Here is a 21,887-nt window from a genome sequence, read left to right on the forward strand (position 1 = left end):
CCAGCGACGGCAGCGAGGCCGGCACGCGCATGGTGGCCGACATCCAGGCCGGCGCCGGCGGCAGCCACCCGCAGTACCTGGCGGCGATGGACGGTTCGCTCTACTTCGCCGCCGACGACGGCCGCAGCGGCATCGAGCTCTGGCGCAGCGACGGCACGGCCGAAGGCACGCGCATCGTCAAGGACATCAACCCCGGCGCGGCCCATGCGCTGCCGAGCTTCCTGACGGCGGTCGGCCACACGCTGTTCTTCTCGGCCACCGATGGCGTGCATGGCGCGGAGCTGTGGAAGTCCGACGGCACGGCCGCGGGAACCGCGATGGTGATCGACATCGTCGCGGGACCGGAGCCGTCCGCACCGGCGCGGCTGTACGCGCAGCAGGACTCGCTGCTGTTCGCGGCGCTCGACGGCGTGCACGGCTTCGAGCTCTGGCGCACCGACGGCGAAGCGTCCGGCACCCACCTGCTGGCCGACTTGAGGCCCGGCCCGAAGGGTTCCTTCCCGCACCAGTTCACGCCGGCGGGCGTCGCGCTGCTGTTCTTCGCGGCCGACGACGGCAACGGCGACACCTCGCTGTGGATCCTCGAAGCCGGGCAGATCCGGCGCGTCGCGCTGCCGACCTCGCGCTGACACGAATCCATTCAACAAGTTTTTTCTCACCCACCTCGAATTCAACCAAGGAGACTTCCATGTCCATCAAGAAGCATTTGATTCCCGCCCTCATCCTCGGCCTGCCGGCCCTGGCCGCCCAGGCGCAGAGCACGGTCACCGTGTTCGGCGTGCTGGACATGGCCGTCGAAGCCCAGCACGCGGGCTCCGGCGTCAACCGCAAGATCATGGACTCCGGCGTCGGCAACGGCAGCCGCCTGGGCTTCCGTGGCACCGAGGACCTCGGCGGCGGCCTGTCCGCCAACTTCTGGATGGAGATGGGCATCGGCGCCGACACCGGCGTGCTGCAGCAGGGCAACCTGGCCTGGGGCCGCCAGATCTGGGTCGGCCTCGGCACCAAGCAGTGGAACGTCAGCGCCGGCCGCCAGTACTCGCCGCTGTGGCAGACCCTGATCTTCTCGGATGCCACCGGCCAGACCTACTGGGGCAACTCCAACCTGACCGGCATCAACGTGGCCAGCGCCGCCGCCGCCGGCGACGGCACGCAGGGCCAGATGGCCCGCATCAACAACTCGCTGCTCGGCACCTTCACCACCGGCGGCTTCACCGGCCGGCTGATGGTGGCGGCCGGCGACGAGGCCGCCAACAGCGGCGGCCGCATGATCAACCCGGGCTTCACCTGGACCAGCGGCCCCTTCGGCGTCAGCGCCAGCTACTACCGCTCCAAGCAGAGCGTCAAGGACATCCCGGCCAACGCCGGCCCGGCCTGGCAGCATGCGGAGAGCGTGGGCGTCCAGTACGACTTCGGCCCGGCCAAGCTGGTGGTCGGCTACTTCGCCTTCGACCCGTCGGAGACCAACATCACCGTCACCGCCAACACGACGCTGAAGCAGACCAACTACAACATCGGCGTGCAGGTGCCGCTGCAGAACAGCCGCGTGCTGGCCCAGATCTACTCGAGCCGCTTCGACAAGATCTCCGGCGACGACGGCCGCGCGACGACGCTGGCGCTGACCTACGAGTACGCGATGTCCAAGCGCACCTACCTGTACGGCTCCTACGCGCACGTGACCAACAACGACCGTGCGAACCTGGGCCTGTTCAGCGCCACGGCCAACTTCGCGCCGAGCGGCCTGGGCCAGGATCCGAGCATCCTGGCCGTGGGCGTCCGCCACGTGTTCTGAGACTGATCGAAGAAGCGCGATGGCCTTGCTGCTGCGATGCCTGCGGGAGCTGAGGGCCGCATCGGGAGATGCGGACCTGCCTCCCGCCATCAGCGAACGGCGATCGCGCCGCTGGGAACTTCCCGGACCGGCGCGGGGCTCCGGCGATCAGGCCGCCGCCCCGCCATCGACGTCGAGCGCGATGCCCGTGATGAAGCTGGCCTCGGGGCCGGCGAGGAAGGCGACGGCCGCGGCGATCTCCTCGGGCCGGGCGTAGCGGGCGAGCGGAATGGCGGCCTTCTGCACCGCGGCGAAATCGCCGTGCTGCGGATTCAGCTCCGTGTCGACCGAGCCCGGCTGCACGGTGTTGACGGTGATGCCGCGCGGGGCGAGGTCACGCGCCCAGCCGCGGGTGTAGGCGGACACCGCGGCCTTGGTCGCCGAGTAGTCGGCCACGCCCGGCCACGGCGTGCGGTCGGCCGTGGCGCGCGCGCCGAGGGCGATCAGTTCCTTGACCAGCGCCTCCGCCCGGTCGGCGGAGGCCGAGTAGCTGATGGCGACATCGGCGCCGTCCTGCGCCAGGCGGCGCGCGATGGCGGCACCGATGCCGCGCGAACCGCCGGTGACGAGGGCGACCTTGTGGGCGAGAGGTTTGGACATGCTGCGCTCCGGACTACGCTGCCAGGGCGAGCGCCACGTCGACGTTCGCGACGACGTCGATATTGCCGTGAACGGCCTTCGAGTACGGGCACATCGCATGCGCCGCATGCGCGATGGCCTCTGCCATCTCGTGCGCGACGCCGGGCATGCGCACATCGATCTGCGCCTGGAGGAAGTAGACGCCGGCGAACAGCTGCTCCGCGGTCGGATGCCGTGGCACCGCCTCCAGCACGATCTCGTCGCCCGCCTTGCCGGGCGTGGACAGGCGGATGTCGATGCGCTCGTCGCCGCGCGGGGCGCCTTTGTCGACTGGGCGGCGGAGGTGTTCGCGCCCTATGGGGCCAGCGCTGGACGATGAGAGGGTGCGGGCGCCTGCGGCAGTTCCTGAGCTTGTGGATCCGGGAGCCGGCGACTTGCCGACGCGTCGGGCTGCGGCGCGTTCAGCGAGCACTTGTGAAGCGCGATCTCGCCGACCGAACAGGACTTGTAACCCACCGGCGCATCTGCCTTGGCAACATCCGTGATGCCCAGGAGATACATGCCGTAGGCGACCGCCAGAAAGCAGATCGACCAGAACAGCACAGGGCCGGATGCACCCTTGAACTTGACCTGGCCAAACTGGAAATCGACTTCGCCGGACACGGAGCGGAAGGCCATCACCACCGCGAACGAGAGGATCGCCGAGAACGCGATCCCGACGAAGGGAATGAAGCTGGAGTGCACCGGAGCGTCGTTCCAGAACCTGACGCCGTACCCCAGGGCAATGCCGGCTAGGCACCACAGGAACACCAAGTAGAGCGCCTGCTTGATCGCCGCCGGCACATCCACGCCTCCGCTTGAGGAACCCTCGGTGGGAGGAAGGCCCGCGGCCCTGGGATCCACCTTGTTTGCCACGGCTCCCTGCGGGGCGGCCTGGTCTGTTCCGTCCATCGACCCATCTCCATGTCGTGCCGCAGTTCACCGGCGACGCGTGGCGAAGCGCGGCCAGCCGAAGGCAAGCTTCAGGCGACGCGCGTGACCGACAGGGTCACGCTGCCCAGGTTGTTGTCGTAGAAGTGCCAGGCGTCGTTGGCATAGCAGTAGAGGTAGCCGGCGCAGGCACTGTCGTCGGGCACGGTGAGCCGGCAGCCGGCGCCGATGCGGAAGGCCTGATGCGGTGGCGCGGAGCCGTCGCCGTCGGGGTTGGCGACCTGGCGGGCGCCGTCGTTGGCGATCGCCCCGACGAGGCAGAACCACGGCATGTCCTCGTGGCGCCGGGTCGCCGGCAGGTCGACGCCGGGCGTGTTGAAGAGCTTGTTGGCCGCGGTCTCTACGGCGCCCACGGCGCCAAGCGCCGCGTGCACCGCGTCGCCGATGCGGAACTTCCCGATGCGCTTGCCGTCGGGCCCGCAGGGCAGATCCTTGTCCAGCCATTCGCCCGTGGCGCTGAACTCGTAGACGGCCCCGGGCTGCAGGTAGATGCCGGTCTCGTTCCACTGGATGCGCGCCTGCACGTCGATGGCGTCGGCCGTCTCGCCCACTGCCAGCAGCCGGGTCGGGTGGTGGTAGGGGCACTGGGTGATCGGCGGCGCCTGGTCGCGCAGCCAGGCGCTGGGGTGGTAGTGCGGCGAGTTCGCCTCCAGCGGCGGCCGGTTCCTCGGGCGGGACTTGAACAGCTTGAAGCCGCCCTCGTTGGACTCGTGCAGCAGCCCGCGCGGGCTCGGCAGGATCTGCTCGACCATGGCCGGGTCGAAGGCCAGCCCGATGCCCGCCGCCTCGTCGACCATCCACTTCAGCGCGCCGTCGGACAGCTGGCATTCGCCGTAGCCGCCACCGACGTCGCTGTGCGCGCCGGGGAACCAGAGCTGCTTGACGCGGGCCGGCTTGCCCGGCTGATCGGCATCATTGAGGACTCGTTCGGGCTTTCCGGGTTCCGGATTCTTCGCCGTCCACAGCGTCGGCGTGAAGCTGGAGCGCATCTCGTCGATCGCCAGTGCATGGCGCGCATGGGCCACGCCGGCGCCCAGCTGCGCGTCGTGGAACTTCCAGTGCGTCGGGTCGTCGAACAGGTCGAGCACGCCGAGATCGTCCGGCACGCCGAGCGCGCCCACGGTGTCCCAGACGCCGATGAAGCGGATCGGCGTCTTGCCCGTGACCGGGTCCACCGGGTGCAGCGCCCACTTCGGAACAGGACGCTTGTCCGGCTCGACGCGATAGATCTCCGCGAAGGCCTGCTGCGCCAGTTCCCAGACCTCGCTGGCGGTCCTGCTGCCGACCACCGGCAGCCCGCAGCAGCCGACCATGCCCGCCAGGCTGCGTGCGCTGAAGGCGCCGCGGCTGAAGCCGAACAGCCAGATCTCGTCGCCCGGCTCGTACTGCTGAGCCAGCCAGGCATAGGCCGCGATGATGTTGGCGCTGATGCCCTTGCCGAAGGCGCCGCCGGCCACGCGCTGGACCAGGTTGCCTTCGCTGCCGACGCCGGAGTGGTAGTAGCGCCGCTGTTCGACGCCGGCTGCATCGCGCTTGGCGATGCAGTTGTGCAGCCGCACGACGTTGGTCGGTGCAGCGACGTCGTTGCGGCGCTGCTCGGGCGAATTCCAGGTGCCGTCGCAGGCGATGATCAGCTTCTTATTGGCCATGTCGTCTCCTCCACTTGCCGGGCGGCCATCGTCTCAGCTCGACCAGTGCCCGGAATCCGCAGACTTGTGGAGAGCCTCGGGTTCCGCCTCCGGCCGAAGGAGGATTCGCAATGTTGTCGATTCAGGGGCGCACCGATCGTCGTGTGGGCGGAGTCCCGCTCGGGTGCAGGCTCCGAACCCCGGACAAGCCACAGGAACCGCCATGACCAAGACCCTCTTCATCAGCCTCCCCGTCGCCGATCTCGCGGTCTCGACCGCCTTCTACAAGGCCCTCGGCTTCACCCAGAATCCGCAGCTCAGCGGCGAGGGCGGGGCCGCCATGGCCTGGAGCGAATCCATCCAGGTCATGCTGGTCACCCACGCCAAGTGGCGCACCTTCACGCAGCGGCCGTTCCCGCCCGCCGGGTCCTGCGCGATGATGCTCTCGCTGGCGCTGGAGAGCCGCGCCGCCGTCGATGCGATGAACGAGGCCGCAGCGGCCCATGGCGGCACGGCCGACGTGAACCCGATGGAGGACCACGGCTTCATGGTCACCCGTGACCTCGCCGACCCGGACGGCCACATGTGGGCCGCGCTCTGGATGGACCCGGCAGCCGCTAGCTGAAGGCGGCCAGCAGCCGCTCCAGCGCCACCTGGAACGGCGTCTGCATCAGCGGCAGCGTGGCCACCATGCCGATCAGGCCGATCGACACGGTCAGCGGGAAGCCGACCGCGAAGATGCCGATCTGCGGCGCCACGCGCGAGATCACGCCGAGCACCAGGTTGACGAAGAGCAGCATCGTCACCAGCGGCAGCGCGATCCACAGGCCGATGCTGAAGATCTCGGCGCCCCAGCGATGCGGCTGCGCGGCGCGCAGGAAGGCAAAGGGCTCGTCGCCGACCGGGAAGGCCTGGAAGCTCTGCACCAGCGCGTTGATCAGCAGCAGGTGGCCGTTGATCGCGATGAACAGGAAGGCCACCATCGAGCCGAAGAAGCGCGAGCTGGACGTGCCCTGGCCGCCGGTCGACGGATCGAAGAAGCCGGCGAAGTTCAGCCCCATCTGCAGCCCGATCAGCTCGCCCGCGAACTCCAGCGCCGCGAACACGACCCGCACCGCGAAGCCCATCGCCAGGCCGATCAGCATCTGCTGGGCCAGCAGCAGGAGCAGCAGCGGCAGCCCGTCCAGCGGAATCACCGGCATCTGCGGCAGCGAGGGCTGGGCACACAGCGAGACGAAGAAGGCCAGGCCGATGCGCAGCCGCAGCGGCACCGCCCGCTGGCTGAAGGTGGGCATGCCGGCGAACAGCGACAGCGTGCGCAGGAAGGGCCAGAGCAGCGGGTTCAGCCAGGCGAGGAGCTGGGCCTCGGTGACCGAGAACATCGATCAACCCACCGCGTTCGGAATCGCCATCAGCGTCCGCTGGATGTACTCCACCAGCGTCGTGACCATCCACGGCCCGGCGATCGCCAGCACGGCGATGGCGGCCACGACCTTGGGCACGAAGGAGAGCGTCGACTCGTTGATCTGCGTGGCCGCCTGGAACACGCTGACCAGCACGCCGACGGCGAGCACCGTCAGCAGCACCGGCGCGGCCACCATCATCAGCACGTACAGGCCCTGCTGGCCGAGGGTGAAGACTTGTTGGGAATCCATGCGTCGACCTTGAGCGTTAGGTGGCGAACGAGGCGGCCAGCGAGCCCAGCAGCAGGTTCCACCCGTCCGCCAGCACGAACAGCATCAGCTTGAAGGGCAGCGAGACCAGCACCGGCGACAGCATCATCATGCCCAGGCTCATCAGCACCGAGCTGACGATCATGTCGATCACCAGGAAGGGGATGAAGACCAGGAAGGCGATCTGGAAGGCGCTCTTCAGCTCGCTGGTGACGAAGGCGGGCACCAGCACCTTGAAGGGCACGTCCTCGGGCTTCACGCCGGCATCGAGCTTGGCCAGGCGCGAGAACAGCGCCACGTCGCTCTGCCGCGTCTGCTTGAGCATGAAGCCGCGCATCGGCGGCTCGGCGCGCTGCAGCGCGGTCTCGAAGGGGATGGTGCCGGCGGAGTAGGGCGCCCAGGCATCGGCGTAGACCTTGTCCAGCGTCGGGCTCATCACGAAGAAGGTCAGGAACAGCGACAGGCCGACGATCACCTGATTGGGTGGGGCGGCTTGCGTGCCCAGCGCCTGCCGCATCAGCGACAGCACGATCACGATGCGCGTGAAGGCCGTCATCATCAGCAGCACCGCGGGCAGGAAGCCCAGGGCGGTGAAGAACAGCAGGGTCTGGATCGGCACCGAGTAGCTGCTGCCGCCGGCGCCCTGGCCGACCAGCAGGGGCAGGGTGGCGGGCGGGGCGCTCTGCTGGGCGCCGGCGATCAGCGGCAGCAGGGCCAGCACCGAAAGCGCAGTCAGCCGGCGTAATGCGTTATCAAGGCGCACGCTGCTCACCCCGCAGCTTGGCGCCCAGCAACTGCGCGAACGATGCCTGCTGCACCGCCCCCGGCGCCTCCGCCTGCGGCGGCATCACATGCAACGTCGTGATCTGCTGGCCGGTGACACCCAGCACCAGCCACTTGCGGTCCTCGCCCTGGCCCACCTCGACGGTGAGGATCCGCTGGCTCGGCGAGATCGGCAGCGCGGCGATCACGCGCATGGACCCGCTGTGCGAGGTGCCGCCCAGCGGCGTGCGCTTGAGCAGCCACAGCGCCAGCGGGATCAGGCACAGGATGCCGATGAACCAGAGGAAGGGAAGTAAGGAGTTATTCATGCGGTGTCATTGTCCGCCACCGCGGCGGGGTCAGGCCTTGCTCAGGCGCCTCATGCGCTCGGAAGGCGTCACGATATCCGTCAGCCGGATGCCGAACTTGTCGTTCACCACCACCACCTCGCCCTGGGCGATCAGGTAGCCGTTGACCAGCACGTCCATCGGCTCGCCGGCCAGCGCGTCGAGCTCGACGACGGAGCCCTGCGCGAGCTGCAGGATGTTCTTGATCGGGATGCGGGTGCGGCCCAGTTCAACCGTCAGCTGGACCGGGATGTCCAGGATCATGTTGATGTCGCCGGTGGGCATATTGCCCGGCGTGGGCGAGAAGTTGGTGAACGCGGCGGGCGCCACCTGGTCGGCGACCGGGCGCACCTCCTCGGCCACTTCCTGTTGGGGCGCGGCTTCGGCAAGCGCAGCGGCCCACTCGGCCGCCATTGCGTCCTGTTCTTCTTGGCTCGGTGAATCAGGTGGCATCTCGGGCTCCCAGCCAGCCAGAGTCCGGGCTGGTCAGCATCTTGTCGATCTTGATCGAATACTTGTTGTTGGACGTGCCGTAGTGGCAGTCGTAGATGGGCACGCCGTCGATCTTGGCCTTGATGACCTGCTCCAGGTCCAGCTCGATGAAGTCGCCGGGCTTGAAGGCCAGCAGCTGCTCGACGGTGGCCGGCGCATGGGCCAGCTCGGCCACCAGCTCCACCTCGGCGGCCTGGATCTGGTGCTTCAGCAGGTTGACCCAGCGGCGGTCGGGCTCGGAGGAGTCGCCCTGCGTGGTGCTGTAGAGCACGTCGCGGATCGGCTCCAGCGTGGAGTAGGGAATGCAGAAGTAGACGGTGCCGCTGGTCTCGCCGATCTCCAGCGTGAACGAGGTCGAGACCACGATCTCGCTGGGCGTGGCGATGTTGGCGAACTGCGGCTGCATCTCCGAGCGCTGGTAGTCCAGTTCCAGCGGGTAGATGCCCATCCAGGCCTTGCGGTACTCGGCGGTGATCACCTCCACCAGGCGCAGGATCACGCGCTGCTCGGTGGCGGAGAAGTCGCGGCCCTCGATGCGCGCGTGGAACTTGCCGATGCCGCCGAAGAGGGAATCGATGACGGCGAACACGAGGGTCGGGTCGCAGACGATCAGCCCCGAGCCGCGCAGCGGCTTGACCGAGACGATGTTGAAGTTCGTCGGCACGACGATCTCGCGCAGGAAGGCGCTGTATTTCTGCACCTTGATGCCGCCGATGGCGACTTCCGGGCTCTTGCGGATGAAGTTGAACAGGCCCACGCGGATGTTGCGCGCGAAGCGTTCGTTGATGATCTCCATCGTGGGCATGCGCCCACGGACGATCCGCTCCTGGCTGGCGAGGTTGTAGTCGCGTATGCCGCCGACCTGCTCCTCTTCCGCTTCGAGCTTCTGGCTCTCCCCGGTGATGCCCTGGAGCAGTGCATCGACTTCGTCTTGCGAAAGGATCTGCTGATTCATGGCGTTAGCCCTGCAATCACTGCACGATGAATTGGGAGAACAGGACCTGGGTCACCGGGCTCTCGACATTGCGGCGCTTCTTCTTCTTCTTTTTCTTCGGCGGGTCGCCGGCGGACGCAGCGGCTGCGGCCTCGTCGTCGTCATCGTCGTCGTCCAGCTCGACGCCCATCGGCCGCACCGACTCGCGCATGATCTCGCGGGCCAGCTTCTCCTTGCCCTCGGGGCTCAGCAGCTGGGCCGAGGACTTGTGCGAGAGCACCATCAGCACATTGCTGCGGATGGCGGGCAGGTACTTCTTGATCTCTTCGGCGACGTGCTCGTCGTCCACCTGCAGCGTCACGCCGACCTGGGCGAAGCGGTCCACTTCCTTGTCGGTCAGGTTGACGGTGAAGGGGTCCAGCGGCACGAAGACCGGCGGCTTGCCGTCCTTCTTCTTGGCCGGGGCGTGGGTGGCGGCCGGCGCGGCGTCGGCGCCTTCCTCGTCCTCGGCCGAGGCCTTCTTCTTCATCAGCAGGAGCGCGGCGCCGCCAGCCAGCACCAGCACCAGCACGGCGGCCAGGATGATGATGAGCTTCTTGTTGCCGCCGCCCTTGGGGGCGTCGGCGCCAGCGGCTGCTGTGGCCATGGGGACTCCTGTTCGTTTCCTCGATCTTCCTACGCGCCCGTGCGCGTGGGCGGACGGACGGTGCTAACGGCGATTATTGACGCATTGCCCCGGGGGCATGCGTCAATAAGGCCGGCGAGGGCGGTGCTAATCCGCTCAGGCGTACAGGTCGACGACGCCGCGCGGGCGGCTGGCCGTCGCGGCCACCCGCGCGGCCGGAGCATCGAGCCCGCCAATCCGCTGAGCTGAAGCGTTAGCCGAACCGGAGCCGCGCTGCTGCTGGCCCGATGCGTCGCCATTGGCGCCGCCGCCGGATGAAGATTGCTGGAACACGCCGCCGCCGCTGAGCGTCAGCCCGGTGTCGCGCAGCGCGGCGGCCAGGTCGGGCAGGCCGCGCTCGAGCACCGCGCGGGTCTCGGCGTTCTGGGCATGGAAGGAGACTTGCGCCTGCTGGCCGTCCACGGTGATCTGCACCGCCACCGGGCCCATCTCGGCCGGGTTCAGGTGCAGCTGGGCCTGCTGGACGCCGTCGGCGGCGAGCACCGAAAGGCGGGCCGCCATGGCGGAGGCGAAGGAGGGATCGTGCAGCGGCTGGGGCAGCACGACCGAGGTGCCGGTGGCGGTGGCGGTCGTCGCCGACGAGGTGTCGGCGCGCGCGGCACCCTGCGCGGCGCCGCCGAGGGCGGCCAGCGCGGCCGGGGTCGCGGCGGCGTGGTCGCCGGGTGTCGGCGCTGCAGCGCCGGGCTGCTGGCGCGCGGCGCCCAGCATCGCGGCGAAGCTGCTGCCGGCGGCCGCGGCATCGGCCTGCTGCGGCTGGCCGGCGGCTCCGCCGTTCTGCGCCTGCTGCGTGGCCGCGGCGTCGGTGTCTGCCTGGCGGCCGGCATCGGCCACCAGCGCATGGCGCGAGCTGTCGGCCTTGGCCTTGGCATCGCTTGCGGCATCGGCACCGGCGGCGAGCTGCTGGTCCTGCGCCTGGGTGGCGGCGAGCAGGGCTGCCGGGTCGGCGGCGGCCGTGGCGGGCTGGCCCGCCGCGTCCTTGCTGTCATCGGCCGGGGCCGCGTCGTCGGTGCTGGCCGGCGTCTTCGCATCGGCCTTGGCCTCTGTCTTCTGCTTGGTCGAGGCGACGGCGGGCTTGGCGCTGGCCGCATCCTCGGCCTTGCCGGCCTGGGGCTTCGCCTGCGCCGCGGCATCGGCCGGCGCTTCGGCCTGCGCGGCCTGCTGGGGATCGCTGTCGGCCACGGCCGCATCCTGCGGCGCGGTCTGGTGCTCCGGCGCCCGGGTCTGCGCAGGCCTGGCGGTGCTGCGTGCATTGGCCAGCCGGCTTTCCTCGCGCTGCGTGTCGCTGATGCCTTCCGTCGAAGAAGAAGCCGGCTTCGCCGCGGCCTGTTGTTGCTGCTGCGTCGGCATCACCGGCACCGGCTGCGCGCTCTGCAGCGGCGGCGCCATCAGCTGGGCGGCGCTGGTGCGCAGCATGCGCTGGAAGTCGGCGTTACCGGTGGGGTCGGACACCCTGGAGCCCGTCTCGGCGGCGGGCGTGGAAGACGACGTGGCGGGGGAGGAGGAAGTGATCTTCATCGGTGTCGGGTCTCAGGCGATGAACCGGCCCAGGGTCCCGGGACTCTGCGGATTGCGGTTGTTGCCTGCGGCGGTGCGCGCGGCCTGCTCGTCGGTGAGCTTCTGTTCCTGGCGCTGCACGGCGCGGCCCATCTCGATGCGGCGGCGTTCGATCAGCTTGCCGATGGCGGCCACGCGCATCTCCTTCTCGGCCAGCAGCGCGCGGGCGCGCTCCACCTTGGTCTGCGCGTGCAGGGCGATGGCGCCCTGGCTGTCGACCGCTTGGTCCAGCTTGCCGCCGAAGTTCTGGTAGCAGCCGACGATGTCCATCGTGCCCTGGCGGGAGAACTGCTCGGTCCAGCGCTGGCGGTAGTCGACGCGGTACTGGCTCAGCTGGCTGGCCTGGGCGGCGGCCTGCGCGGCGCGCGCCTCGGCCTCGCGCAGCAGCTTCAGCGCCTCGTCGCGCTCGGCTTCGGCACGCTCCAGCAGCACGCCGAGGGTCTGCAGGCTGGTGGTGCTGTTGCTCATTGTTGTCCTTCTTGCTGTTCCGTCACGTTCAGGCGCCGTGCACCACCGCCTGCAGCTGCTTCACGCTCGCCTCCAGCGGTGCCGGGGTATGCATGTCCTGCTGCAGCAGCCGCACCATCTCGGCATGCAGGCGCACGGCCAGGTCCAGCTCGTGGTCATGGCCCGGCGCATAGGCGCCCAGCTGGATCAGGTCGCGGGCCTTGTTGTATTTGGCCAGCAACTGGCGGAACCGACGCGCCGATTCGACCTGTGTTTGGCCCACTACATTCGTCATCACCCGCGAGATCGAGCGCTCGATGTCGATGGCCGGGTAGTGGCCGGCCTCGGCCAGGTCGCGGGACAGGGTGATGTGGCCGTCGAGGATGCCGCGCGCCGCGTCGGCGATCGGATCCTGCGTGTCGTCGCCCTCGCTGAGCACCGTGTAGAAGGCGGTGATCGAGCCCTCGCCGGGCAGGCCGTTGCCGCTGCGCTCCACCAGCTGCGGCAGCTTGGCGAAGCAGCTGGGCGGATAGCCCTTGGTGGCCGGCGGCTCGCCGATGGCCAGCGCGATCTCGCGCTGCGCCATCGCGTAGCGGGTCAGCGAGTCCATCAGCAGCAGCACGTGCAGGCCCTGGTCGCGGAAGTGCTCGGCGATGGCCGTGGCGTAGTGGGCACCCTGCATGCGCAAGAGCGGCGGCGCGTCGGCCGGCGCGGCCACCACGACCGAGCGGGCCAGGCCCTCCTCGCCGAGGATGTCGTCGATGAACTCCTTGACCTCGCGGCCGCGCTCGCCGATCAGGCCGACGACGATCACGTCCGCCTGCGTGTAGCGCGCCATCATCCCGAGCAGCACCGACTTGCCGACGCCGGTGCCGGCGAACAGGCCCAGGCGCTGGCCGCGGCCGACGGTGAGCATCGCGTTGATCGCCCGCACGCCGGTGTCCAGCGGCGTGCGCACCGGGTCTCGGTCCATCGCGTTGATCGGCCGGCGCACCATCGGCTCGCCGTGCACCTCGGCCAGCGGGCCGCGGCGGTCCAGCGGGTGGCCGTGCGAATCGACGACCCGTCCAAGTAATCCGTTACCCATGGGGAGGTGCAGGCCGCGGTCCTCGTTGCGCCGCCAGGGGTGATGGGGCTGGCCCAGCCGGGGCGAGAGCAGCGGCAGCGGCCGCGGCACGACCCGCGCGCCGCTGGACAGGCCCTGCACCTCGTCGGTGGGCATCAGGTAGGCGCGGTCGCCGGAGAAGCCGACCACCTCGGCGTTGACCGGCTTGAGCCCACGGCGCGGATTGGCGCCGGAGCTGGGCATGTGGATCTCGCAGACCGAGCCGACGGGCACGCGCACGCCGCTGGCCTCCAGCACCAGGCCCGCCACGCGGACCAGCTTGCCCTGCGATTCGATGGGCACGGTGTTGCCGGCGAAGGACTGCAGGTCCTCCAGGTACTGGCTCCAGCGCTCCTGCCGGGCTGTCATTTGCCGCCCTCGTCATCGTCGCGGCTGCCGCGCCGGTCTTCCCACAGCGAGGCCTGCCCCATCGCCGCGGCGGCCTGCTGCCAGCGGGCGGCGAGGCTGGCGTCCACGCTGCCGATGTCGGACTCCACCGCGCAGCCGCCGCGGGCCACGTCGGGGTCGGGGATCACCTGGGCTTCGCGGGCCTTCATCTCCTCGCCGGCGCCTTCGATCACCAGCGGGTAGTCCTCGGGGTTCACGCGGACCCGCACGTGGCGGGCCGATAGCAGCAAGGCCTCGACCGCATCGTGCGCCACCTTGGCGATGTGCTCGGGCCGCGCGGTGATCTCGCTGCGCACCACCTGGCGCGCCAGCTCGACGGCGATGCGGGCCAGGGTCTCGGACATCTGGCTTTCCAGCGCCAGGAACTCGCCGTCGAAGCTCTTCACCAGGCCGCCGATCTGGGCGGACATCTGCTGGGCGAAGCTGTGCTTGAAGGCATCCAGCGCGGCCATGCCGTCGCGGTAGCCGTCCTGGTAGCCGGACTGGCGCGCCTCGCGCTGCAGCTGCACCGGATCGGGCGGCGGCGGCGCGGGCGGCTGCACCGGGGCCGGTGGCGCGGCCGGGGGCTGCGGCGCGCTGACCGGAGGCCGCGAGGCCGGCACGCCGCCGAAGGCATCGGGCCGCCAGGCCGAGAAGCCGCCCAGCTCCTCGCCGGGGATGAAGCGCGCATAGCTGCTGCGCCGGTCGTCGCCTTGACGGCGCTCGGGAGGTGGGACTTGCCTGGGTGGGGGCTTGAGGGCCACTTGGTACTAACCCTGAATCTGGACTGACACAGGCGGAGCTTAGACGAATTGGTCGTCGCCGCCACCTGCCAGCACGATCTGGCCTTCGTCGACGAGGCGGCGCACGATCTTGAGCATTTCCTTCTGCTCGCTTTCCACTTCCGAGAGGCGCACCGGGCCGCGCGAATCCAGGTCCTCGCGTAGCGTCTCGGCGGCGCGGGTGGACATGTTGCGGAAGATCTTCTCGCGCAGCTCGGTGCTGGCGCCCTTCAGCGCGACGATCAGCGACTCGGACTGCACTTCCTTCAGCACGGACTGGATGCCGCGGTCGTCGATCTTGTCCAGATCGTCGAAGGTGAACATGTTGTCCATGATCTTCTGGGCCAGGTCGGCATCCGCCTCGCGGATGTAGTCCAGCACCGAGGCCTCGATGCTGGAGCCCAGCATGTTGATGATCTCGGCCGCGGTCTTCACCCCGCCCAGGTTCTGCTTGCGCATGCGCTCGCCGCCGGCCAGCACCTGGCTCATCACCTCGTTCAGGTCCTTCAGCGCCATCGGCTGGATGCCGTCCAGCGTGGCGATACGCACCAGCACTTCGTTACGTTGACGTTCGCTGAAGGAGCGCAGCACCGAGCTGGTCTGGTCGTAGTCCAGGTGGGAGAGGATGGCCGCGATGATCTGCGGGTGCTCGTTGCGCAGCAGCTCGGCCACCGAGCTGGCGTCCATCCACTTGAGGCTCTCGATCGAGGAGACGTCGCTCTCGTGCAGGATGCGGTCCAGCAGCAGGTTGGCCTTCTCGTCGCCCAGCGCCTTGCGCAGCACGTTGCGCACGTACTCGTCGGTGTCGGGCACCAGGTTGCTCTGCAGCGCGGCGATCTTGTCGAAGCGCTCCAGCACCTGCTCGACCCGCTCACGCGGGATCACCTTCAGCTTGGCGATGGTCTCGCCGAGCTTCTGCACTTCCTTGGGCTGCAGGTGCTTGAAGACCTCGGAGGCTTCTTCCTCGCCCAGCGACATCAGGAGGATCGCTGCGTCTTCTACGCCGTCATCATCCATTTAGATTTCCTCGCCTGTCATCCAGTTGCGCATGATGTTGGCGACCGCGATCGGATTGCTCTTGGCCATCAGGCGGGCGCGCTGCAGCATCTGGGTGGCATTCTCGCTCGGGCCTTCCAGCATGGGCAGGCCATGGACATTGCCGCCGTCCAGCGCGCCGCCCTCGGCGCCGGGCAGGGCCTCGTCGCCGCCGACGATGGCGTGCAGCTCCTCGGCCGTCTCGGTGGCCTCGGCCTCCGGCGGGTTCAGCGTGCGCATCGCCGGGCGCACCATGCCGAACACCGCGATCAGCGCCACCGCCACCAGGGCCAGCGGCACCGCCGAGGCGCGCACCAGGTCCAGCACCCAGGGCTGCTTCCACACCGGCAGGTCCGGCACGTCGACCTTGTCGGACACGAAGGGCGCGCTGATGATCTTCAGCGAGTCGCCCCGCTGGGCATTGAAGCCCATGGTCTCCTGGACCAGCGCGGTGATCTTGTCGATCTCCGCCTGCGGCAGCGGCTCGCTGCTGGTCTTGCCGGTCTTCGGGTCGGTGACCTGGCGCTGGTTGATGACCACGGCGGCGTTCAGCCGGCGCACGGTGCCGACCGAGTTGCGCGTCACGCGCACCATCTTGTCCAGCTCGTAGTTGGTGGTGGCGTCGCGGCGCGAGCTTTGCGTGCCGTTGCCGCCGCCGGCGGTCTGCAGCGGGGCGCTGGCGCCGTTGACCGGCGCGGTGGCGGGCACCGGCGGCTGGTTGGTGGCGGCGCCGGGCACGCCGGTGGGCAGCTGCGGCGTGGCGTTGGTCGATTCGTTGGTCTGCTGGCTGCGCACGGCGGGCGCGTTGCCCTGGCCCTGGTTGGGCTTGTATTCCTCGGCGGTGGATTCCACCTGGTTGAAGTCCAGGTCGGCGCTGACGGTGGCGCGCAGGTTGTCGTGGCCGACCACCGGCTCCAGCAGCTCGTAGATGCGCTTGGTCGTCGTGGCCTCGACCTGCTGCTTGTACAGCAACTGCTGCTGGTCCAGGCCGTTGGCGCTGGCGTCGGGGTTGGTGGAGAGCAGGGCGCCGGTCTGGTCCAGCACGCTGACCGCCTTCGGGTTCAGCTCGGGCACGCTGGAGGAAACGAGGTGGACGATGCCCGCCACCTGGTCGCGGCCCAGCACATGGCCGGGGCGCAGCGTCAGCATCACCGAGGCGCTGGGCTTCTGCTGTTCGCGGAAGAAGCCGTTCTGCTGCGGCAGGGCCAGGTGGACGCGGGCGTCGGCCACGTCGGCCAGCGCGGTGATCGTGCGGGTCAGCTCGCCTTCCAGGCCGCGCTGGAAGTTCAGCCGTTCGTTGAACTGGGTCTGGCCGATCGAGCTCTTGTCCATCAGCTCGAAGCCGACGGTGCCGCCCTTGGGCAGGCCGGCCGCGGCCAGCTTCATGCGCAGGTCGTAGACCTGGGCGGCGGGCACCGAGATGATGCCGCCCGGCTCGTTGCGGTAAGGCACGTTCATCTGCTGGAGCTGGGCGATGACGGCGCCGCCGTCCTTGTCCGACAGGCCGGTGAACAGCGGCCGGAAATCGCCCTGGCTGGACCACAGCGTGATCGCCAGCACCGCCGCGGCCAGCACGGCCAGGCCGGCGCCCATCATCACCTTGGAGCGCATCGGCATCTGGGCCAGGCGTTCGCGGTAGGTCACGGTGGTCGCGGCCTCGCCGGTCGCAACGGCGGCGACCGGCATGGCGGCATTGGGGGCGAGGGCGGTGTCCATTGCCCGAGATTATTTTTGAGAACCACCCTCAAGAATGCGGCGAACAGGCCGACCATGAGGGCGCAGTTCCGGGCTTGGCTGCGCTGTGGCGCGCCTATGCTTCGCTTCATCATGGACATGAAGCTCACGCCCTTCGATTTCAGCCAGGCCGTCGCGCGCGCCGGGCTGAGCACGAGCGGCCAGCCGCTGGCGACTGCCAAGACCCAGAAGACCGCCGGCGCCAGCTTCGGCGACGCGATGGCCTCGGCGATGAAGGGCGTCAGCGCCAGCATGAACGAGGCCAGCGAGATGGCGAAGCAGGTCCAGCTGGACAACCCCACCGTGAGCCTCGAGGACACGATGGTGGCGATGCAGAAGTCGCAGATCGGCTTCCAGGCGACGCTGCAGGTGAGAAACCGGCTGGTGTCCGCCTACTCCGAGATCATGAACATGCAGGTCTGAACGGCGCGGGAGCGCCGTTCAGCACGACTTGGCGCCCGGCGAGGCCGGCCCGCAGGTGGCCACATGCCCCAGCAGGCTCATCTGCACGCGCAGGTCCTGGCCCAGCCGGTTCCTGAACGAGGCGCCACCGCTGCGGGCCACCTGGGCCAGCTTGGCGGTGATCTCGATCTCGGTGGCGTCGGTCATCGAGACGTCGCGGTAGTCGTCGTTGCCGACCGCGCGGATCTTGCAGGCCGGGATGCCGGTCAGGCAGTCGCAGGCCGTCGCGTAGGCCATGCCCCAGCACCACTTGCCGCCGCCGGTGCGGAAGCTGACGAGGATCGGCTGCCCGGCGCTGACGCTCAGCTCGCGGGCGCTGCGCAGGTCCTGGGTCAGCGCCTCGGCGACCTGCTGCAGTTCGCGGCGCTGGCGGTAGTTGTTGTAGCTCGGGATCGCCACCGCGGCGACGATGGCGATGACGGCCACCACGATGGCGGCCTCCAGCAGGGTGAAGCCGCGCCCTGGCCTCATCATCCCTTGCGCAGCAGGCGGTTCATGCGCTGCGTCTGGTCGATGAACACCTGCACCGCCCGCTGCGCCGCCGGTCCCAGGTCGGCCCAGGCGAAGCCCAGCTTCAGGTCGGGCTTGACGCCGGCCGGCGTCTCCTCGACCGGCATCGGACAGGCGTGCTGCAGGCGCAGCCGGGCGCGGAAGACGTTCTCGCGGTCCAGCTCCACCAGGGTGTCGTATTCGGTACCGGCTTCCGGCACCTCGGCCGGCGCGGGCAGCACCAGGGCCAGGCCGCCGACGCTGATGTCGATGATGCGCAGCCGGTGTTCGGAAGCCTTTTCACCACCCAGCCGCAGCTTGACCTGCGGCGTGCGCGTGCTGGGCTTGACGCGGAAGGACTGGCGGCGCTGGAAGCGCAGCACCAGCGCCGGCAGGCTGGCGCGCAGCACGGTGCCGCCGACCATCACCAGGCCTTCCACCTCGAAGGCCACGCGGATCTGGTCCAGGAAGGCGTTGGCGGTGACCTCGTCGGCGCCCAGCACCAGCTGCAGCTGCGGGTCGTGCGGCAGCACGTCCAGGCCCAGCACGCCGCGCTCGGCGTCGATGCGGTCCAGCCGCACCGAGACGGCGGCGCCGCCCGGCGTGCTCAGCACGATGCGGGTGCGCTCGTCCAGCAGCTGGCGCAGCAGGGCCAGGACTTCGGTCTGGGAATGGATCCGGTACTCGCCGGGCTCGGCCTGCAGGCCGCTTGTTGTATTTGTAGGAATCAGGGACTCGGTCGTCATGTCGCAAGTTTATGCAGATGGCGACATAACGCCACCATTCAGCTGAATGGTGGGACTTCCGGCAGGGCTGGCGCTCAGTGCACCATCTTCTTGGTGCGGCCGCCCAGCACCTGGTCCAGGTCTTCCAGCCAGGGCTCGGCCAGGTGGCGGATCTCGGCGTCGTTGACCAGGATGCGCTGCATGATTCGGGTCTTGAGCTTCATCTCGTCCGGGGCCAGCTGGTCCTGGGCGGCGGCGTGCTTGAGCTGGGAGATCAGCAGCACGCAGGCGCCTTCGAGCTTGACGACTTCGTCCCAGTTGCCCTGGCGGGCGGCGGACAGCATGTCGGCGCTGGCCTGTTCGATCGCCTCGTAGTAGCTGAGCAGCTGCGGGCTGTCGGCGGCGGCGTGGAGGGCGGCGGCGTCGGTGGCGGGCCAGTCTTTCATGATGATGCTCGTCCTTGTGTACTGCAGGGGCGTGATGGGTCGGTCGGCGCCGGAAAAGCCGGTGCCGCGGGATCTACTGCTTGATTGCTTGCTTGGCTGCTTGCGCGGCCGGGCTCAGGCGGCGCGCTGCTCGGTGACGCTCGGGCCGATCTTGCTCCAGGCCTCGCGCACCGGCGCCATCAGGCGCTGGCACTCCTCGATCGCCTCGGCATCGCCGCGCAGGTTGGCCTGGGTCAGCCGGATGCACACATAGGCATACAGCGCGTTCAGGTCGGCGGCCAGCGTGCCGGCTTCCATGTTCAGTGCGGACTTCAGGCCTTCGTCGACGATGCGCACCGCGCGGCTGAGCTGGCGGTTCTTCAGGGCCACGTCCTGGTTGCGGATGGCGGCCAGCGCCAGGTTCATCGACTCGAACAGCCCGTCGAACAACATCTGCACGAGGCGGTGCGGCGACGCGCTGCCGACGTCGGTCTCCAGACCCACCTTGCTGTACATCGTGGCGCGCTGGGCACGCGGGGCGAAGGGTGAAGCCATATTGCCGTACATGAGGTGTCGTCGCTTTCGAAACTATCTGCCTGTCCTGCAGATGATTTCGGCGGACGCCCTGCGAACTTGAGGAAGCGCGGGACGCATAACTTCACAAATTGTGCGCACCTTGATCGATGCCGGCAAGCGCAATGCAAGACGCCCTCGCGAGGAGGGCGTCGGTGTGCGTCGAGGCAGGGGGTTATGCGTCAGCCCGACGAGGACGAGCTGCTGCTGCTGAACTGCTGGCTCACATAGCTGGCCAGGCTGTTGAGCGAGGCCATCTTGGTGTCCAGCGCCGAGTACTGGGCGGTCAGCCGCGCCTTGACCTGGTCGATGTGGGCCTGCAGCGCATCGGCCGACTTGTCGTTGGCGTTGACGCGGGCCTGCAGCCCGTTGGTGCGGGTGGCCAGGCTGCCGTCCACGCCCAGCACCTGGCTGGTGAAGCTGACCATCTGCTGGGCGAAGCCGCTGTTGCCGGCGTTCGTCTTGTCCAGGCCCATGAACATCAGCTTCAGGTTGGCCGGGTCGGCCAGGGCGGAGCTGAGCTTGGTGTCGTCCACGGTGATGGAGCCGTCGGCCTGCGGGTCCAGTCCGATGTCGGCCAGCCGGCTCATCGCCGAGCCGCCCAGCGTGCTGGTGCCGGCGATCAGGCTGCGCAGGCTGTAGGTCAGGCCCACGGCGGTGGCGTCGCCCTGCAGGGTGCCGGCGGTCTTGGTGGCGGCGTCGTACTTGGTGTCGTCGCGCAGCAGCGAGTTCAGCGAGTTGTAGGCGGTGGCGAAGGCGTTGATCGCCGTCTTGACGCTGGTGGTGTCCTGCGCGACGGTCAGCGTGGTGCCGCCCGCGGTGGTGGGCTTGAGCAGGCTGATGCTGAGGCCTTCGATCGCGGTGGTCAGCACATTGCTGGCCGAATTGATCGTGAGGCCGTTGATCGTGGCCTGCGCGTTGGCGGCGGTCTGGGTCAGCGTGGCGGAGGTGATGCCGGCGGTCGGGTCGTAGGCGAGGGCGGACAGGCCGCTGGCGTCGCCGCCGTTGCCGTCGGCGTCGTCCACGCTGACCTTGAAGCCGTTGGCCGCGCCGGTCTCGCTGGAGCGCATCACCAGGCGCGAGCCGCTGGCGTCGGTGACGATCGAGGCGACCACGCCGGCGCCGGACTGGTTGATCTTGTCACGGATCGTGCTGAGCGTGTCGGTGGCGTCGATGGACACGTTGACGGCGGTGGCGCCGCTCTTGCTCGTGAAGCTGCCGTCGGTACTGTTCCACTGGCCCAGCTCGATCGTCAGCGTGCCGCCGCCCAGCGCGGCGGTGGAGCCGGCCTGCACGGGGCTGGCGATCGACTGCGCGCTGGCCAGCTGGCTCACCTGCACATTGATGCTGCCGGCCACCGCGCCGTTGCCTGCGGTGACGGCGACGCTGCTGGCGTCGCTGGAACTGGCCGTGGTGGCGCCCCAGGTGCTCGGGTTGAGCAGCTTGCGCGCGGCGTCCTGCAGGCTGGAGAGCGCGCTCTGGACCTGGCCGTAGGCCGAGATCTGGGTCTTCAGCGTGCTGGTCTGGGTGTTCAGCTGGGTCAGCGGCACCTGCTCGTTGGCGACGAGCTTGTCGACCAGCGATTGGGTGTCCAGACCGTTGGTGCCGACGCCGAGCGAGGTGATGGTGGCCATGGTGGTGATGCGCTCCGCAATGCAGGAAAGACCGGGCGAGGCCGGTCCATCTGGCCTTTATCGGCCGCCTTGGAAGGAACTTTAGGCGAGATCAGCCGCCGCCGCGGAGCAAGGTAAGCACTTGTTGCGGCAGCTGGTTCGCCTGGGCCACCATCGCCGTGCCGGCCTGCTGCAGGATCTGCGCGCGGCTCATCGATGCGGTTTCCGTCGCGAAGTCGGCGTCCATGATGCGGCTCTTGGCGGCGCTCTGGTTCTCCACCGAGATCTGCAGGTTGGAGATCACCGCGTCGAAGCGGTTCTGCGCCGCACCCAGCAGGGCGCGCTGCCCGCTGACGTCGTTCAGCGCCGCGTCGATCGAGTCGATGACGGTGCCGATGCTGGCGGGCGTCGCCGTGTTGTCGATCACCGAGCGGCCGGTGCCGGTGTTGTCGGTGCCGGCGACCGCGGTCAGGAGCGCGTCCTGCGTCAGGTCCATCGTCACCACGTCGATCGTGTCGTTGGTCGTCGTGTTGGCGCCCACCTGGAAGGTCTGCGTCCCGGCATCGACGCCGAGGATGGACTTGCCGTTGAAGGTGGTGCCGCCCAGCACGCGCTGGATTTCACTGGCCAGCTGC

General features: G+C 69.1%; 27 protein-coding genes. 4 read left to right on the forward strand and 23 right to left on the reverse strand.

Annotated elements, in window-relative coordinates; all coding sequences use genetic code 11:
• A partial coding sequence (locus B0W88_RS17515; protein ID WP_369973899.1) for an ELWxxDGT repeat protein occupies nucleotides 1-629 on the forward strand: 629 nt, incomplete at its 5' end.
• A 59-nt stretch (nucleotides 630-688) separates the two neighbouring features.
• A complete protein-coding gene (locus B0W88_RS17520; RefSeq protein ID WP_077035930.1) occupies nucleotides 689-1,792 on the forward strand; it encodes a porin in 1,104 nt (367 codons plus the stop codon).
• Between the two features lie 147 nt (nucleotides 1,793-1,939).
• Here the strand turns inward: B0W88_RS17520 and B0W88_RS17525 are convergent, their stop codons facing one another.
• The 4 genes from B0W88_RS17525 to B0W88_RS17540 all read right to left on the reverse strand — a co-directional run bounded on the left by B0W88_RS17525 (nucleotide 1,940) and on the right by B0W88_RS17540 (nucleotide 5,049).
• Nucleotides 1,940-2,431 (reverse strand): SDR family oxidoreductase, encoded by a 492-nt coding sequence (locus B0W88_RS17525; RefSeq protein WP_077035931.1) that lies wholly within the window; start codon nucleotides 2,429-2,431, stop codon nucleotides 1,940-1,942.
• A 13-nt stretch (nucleotides 2,432-2,444) separates the two neighbouring features.
• Complete coding sequence (locus tag B0W88_RS17530) at nucleotides 2,445-2,663, reverse strand: hypothetical protein (RefSeq protein ID WP_198937865.1); 219 nt, start codon at nucleotides 2,661-2,663, stop codon at nucleotides 2,445-2,447.
• Between the two features lie 101 nt (nucleotides 2,664-2,764).
• Nucleotides 2,765-3,361 (reverse strand): hypothetical protein, encoded by a 597-nt coding sequence (locus B0W88_RS17535; RefSeq protein ID WP_077035932.1) that lies wholly within the window; start codon nucleotides 3,359-3,361, stop codon nucleotides 2,765-2,767.
• Between the two features lie 71 nt (nucleotides 3,362-3,432).
• The gene (locus tag B0W88_RS17540) at nucleotides 3,433-5,049 is read right to left on the reverse strand and encodes a DUF2235 domain-containing protein (protein WP_077035933.1); all 1,617 of its coding nucleotides are present in this window, start codon (nucleotides 5,047-5,049) and stop codon (nucleotides 3,433-3,435) included.
• Between the two features lie 202 nt (nucleotides 5,050-5,251).
• Here B0W88_RS17540 and B0W88_RS17545 point away from each other — a divergent pair, with 202 nt between their 5' ends.
• Complete coding sequence (locus B0W88_RS17545; protein WP_077035934.1) at nucleotides 5,252-5,653, forward strand: VOC family protein; 402 nt, start codon at nucleotides 5,252-5,254, stop codon at nucleotides 5,651-5,653.
• Here the strand turns inward: B0W88_RS17545 and fliR are convergent.
• From fliR to fliF, 13 genes are all read right to left on the reverse strand, one after another.
• Complete coding sequence (gene fliR / locus B0W88_RS17550) at nucleotides 5,646-6,410, reverse strand: flagellar biosynthetic protein FliR (RefSeq protein ID WP_077035935.1); 765 nt, start codon at nucleotides 6,408-6,410, stop codon at nucleotides 5,646-5,648. The two genes, B0W88_RS17545 and fliR, sit on opposite strands and share 8 nt — an antisense overlap.
• A gap of 3 nt (nucleotides 6,411-6,413) precedes the next feature.
• A complete protein-coding gene (gene fliQ / locus B0W88_RS17555) occupies nucleotides 6,414-6,683 on the reverse strand; it encodes a flagellar biosynthesis protein FliQ (RefSeq protein WP_077035936.1) in 270 nt (89 codons plus the stop codon).
• A 16-nt stretch (nucleotides 6,684-6,699) separates the two neighbouring features.
• Nucleotides 6,700-7,464, reverse strand: coding sequence for a flagellar type III secretion system pore protein FliP (gene fliP / locus B0W88_RS17560; protein WP_077035952.1), 765 nt, complete (start codon nucleotides 7,462-7,464; stop codon nucleotides 6,700-6,702).
• Nucleotides 7,454-7,792: a flagellar biosynthetic protein FliO gene (locus tag B0W88_RS17565; protein WP_077035937.1), complete on the reverse strand. Its 339-nt coding sequence runs from the start codon at nucleotides 7,790-7,792 to the stop codon at nucleotides 7,454-7,456. Before B0W88_RS17565 ends, fliP begins: the two co-directional genes overlap by 11 nt.
• Nucleotides 7,793-7,822: 30 nt before the next feature.
• Complete coding sequence (gene fliN / locus B0W88_RS17570) at nucleotides 7,823-8,224, reverse strand: flagellar motor switch protein FliN (protein ID WP_369973900.1); 402 nt, start codon at nucleotides 8,222-8,224, stop codon at nucleotides 7,823-7,825.
• 28 nt (nucleotides 8,225-8,252) lie between these two features.
• Complete coding sequence (gene fliM / locus B0W88_RS17575) at nucleotides 8,253-9,257, reverse strand: flagellar motor switch protein FliM (protein WP_077035939.1); 1,005 nt, start codon at nucleotides 9,255-9,257, stop codon at nucleotides 8,253-8,255.
• A gap of 16 nt (nucleotides 9,258-9,273) precedes the next feature.
• Entirely contained in the window at nucleotides 9,274-9,882 is a 609-nt protein-coding gene (locus tag B0W88_RS17580; RefSeq protein WP_077035940.1) for a flagellar basal body-associated FliL family protein, read from the reverse strand.
• Between the two features lie 135 nt (nucleotides 9,883-10,017).
• Nucleotides 10,018-11,436 carry a flagellar hook-length control protein FliK gene (locus B0W88_RS17585; RefSeq protein WP_077035941.1) on the reverse strand — a complete coding sequence of 473 codons (1,419 nt, stop codon included), beginning with the start codon at nucleotides 11,434-11,436 and terminating at the stop codon, nucleotides 10,018-10,020.
• Between the two features lie 12 nt (nucleotides 11,437-11,448).
• The gene (fliJ, locus tag B0W88_RS17590) at nucleotides 11,449-11,943 is read right to left on the reverse strand and encodes a flagellar export protein FliJ (protein ID WP_077035942.1); all 495 of its coding nucleotides are present in this window, start codon (nucleotides 11,941-11,943) and stop codon (nucleotides 11,449-11,451) included.
• Between the two features lie 28 nt (nucleotides 11,944-11,971).
• Complete coding sequence (gene fliI, locus B0W88_RS17595; protein ID WP_077035943.1) at nucleotides 11,972-13,396, reverse strand: flagellar protein export ATPase FliI; 1,425 nt, start codon at nucleotides 13,394-13,396, stop codon at nucleotides 11,972-11,974.
• The gene (locus tag B0W88_RS17600) at nucleotides 13,393-14,178 is read right to left on the reverse strand and encodes a FliH/SctL family protein (protein ID WP_077035944.1); all 786 of its coding nucleotides are present in this window, start codon (nucleotides 14,176-14,178) and stop codon (nucleotides 13,393-13,395) included. Before B0W88_RS17600 ends, fliI begins: the two co-directional genes overlap by 4 nt.
• 39 nt (nucleotides 14,179-14,217) lie before the next feature.
• The gene (gene fliG / locus B0W88_RS17605) at nucleotides 14,218-15,213 is read right to left on the reverse strand and encodes a flagellar motor switch protein FliG (RefSeq protein ID WP_077035945.1); all 996 of its coding nucleotides are present in this window, start codon (nucleotides 15,211-15,213) and stop codon (nucleotides 14,218-14,220) included.
• Nucleotides 15,214-16,947, reverse strand: a complete 1,734-nt coding sequence (fliF, locus tag B0W88_RS17610) for a flagellar basal-body MS-ring/collar protein FliF (protein ID WP_083748856.1) — start codon at nucleotides 16,945-16,947, stop codon at nucleotides 15,214-15,216.
• 111 nt (nucleotides 16,948-17,058) lie between these two features.
• Here fliF and fliE point away from each other — a divergent pair, with 111 nt between their 5' ends.
• Nucleotides 17,059-17,388, forward strand: a complete 330-nt coding sequence (gene fliE, locus B0W88_RS17615) for a flagellar hook-basal body complex protein FliE (protein WP_077035954.1) — start codon at nucleotides 17,059-17,061, stop codon at nucleotides 17,386-17,388.
• A gap of 18 nt (nucleotides 17,389-17,406) precedes the next feature.
• Here fliE and B0W88_RS35210 read toward each other — a convergent pair whose 3' ends face one another.
• The 6 genes from B0W88_RS35210 to B0W88_RS17645 all read right to left on the reverse strand — a co-directional run.
• The gene (locus B0W88_RS35210) at nucleotides 17,407-17,898 is read right to left on the reverse strand and encodes a prepilin-type N-terminal cleavage/methylation domain-containing protein (protein ID WP_158080881.1); all 492 of its coding nucleotides are present in this window, start codon (nucleotides 17,896-17,898) and stop codon (nucleotides 17,407-17,409) included.
• Nucleotides 17,898-18,662: a flagellar brake protein gene (locus B0W88_RS17625; protein WP_077035947.1), complete on the reverse strand. Its 765-nt coding sequence runs from the start codon at nucleotides 18,660-18,662 to the stop codon at nucleotides 17,898-17,900. Before B0W88_RS17625 ends, B0W88_RS35210 begins: the two co-directional genes overlap by 1 nt.
• Before the next feature lie 74 nt (nucleotides 18,663-18,736).
• Nucleotides 18,737-19,087, reverse strand: a complete 351-nt coding sequence (locus B0W88_RS17630; protein WP_077035948.1) for a flagellar protein FliT — start codon at nucleotides 19,085-19,087, stop codon at nucleotides 18,737-18,739.
• Between the two features lie 114 nt (nucleotides 19,088-19,201).
• On the reverse strand, nucleotides 19,202-19,621 hold the full coding sequence (gene fliS / locus B0W88_RS17635) for a flagellar export chaperone FliS (protein ID WP_233151753.1): 420 nt from the start codon (nucleotides 19,619-19,621) through the stop codon (nucleotides 19,202-19,204).
• A gap of 200 nt (nucleotides 19,622-19,821) precedes the next feature.
• The gene (gene fliD, locus B0W88_RS17640; protein ID WP_077035950.1) at nucleotides 19,822-21,273 is read right to left on the reverse strand and encodes a flagellar filament capping protein FliD; all 1,452 of its coding nucleotides are present in this window, start codon (nucleotides 21,271-21,273) and stop codon (nucleotides 19,822-19,824) included.
• A gap of 91 nt (nucleotides 21,274-21,364) precedes the next feature.
• Nucleotides 21,365-21,887, reverse strand: a 523-nt coding sequence (locus B0W88_RS17645) for a flagellin (RefSeq protein ID WP_255378658.1), incomplete at its 5' end; no start/stop codon positions are given.

The sequence above is a fragment of the Pelomonas sp. KK5 genome, assembly GCF_001984095.1.
Lineage (GTDB): Bacteria > Pseudomonadota > Gammaproteobacteria > Burkholderiales > Burkholderiaceae_C > KK5.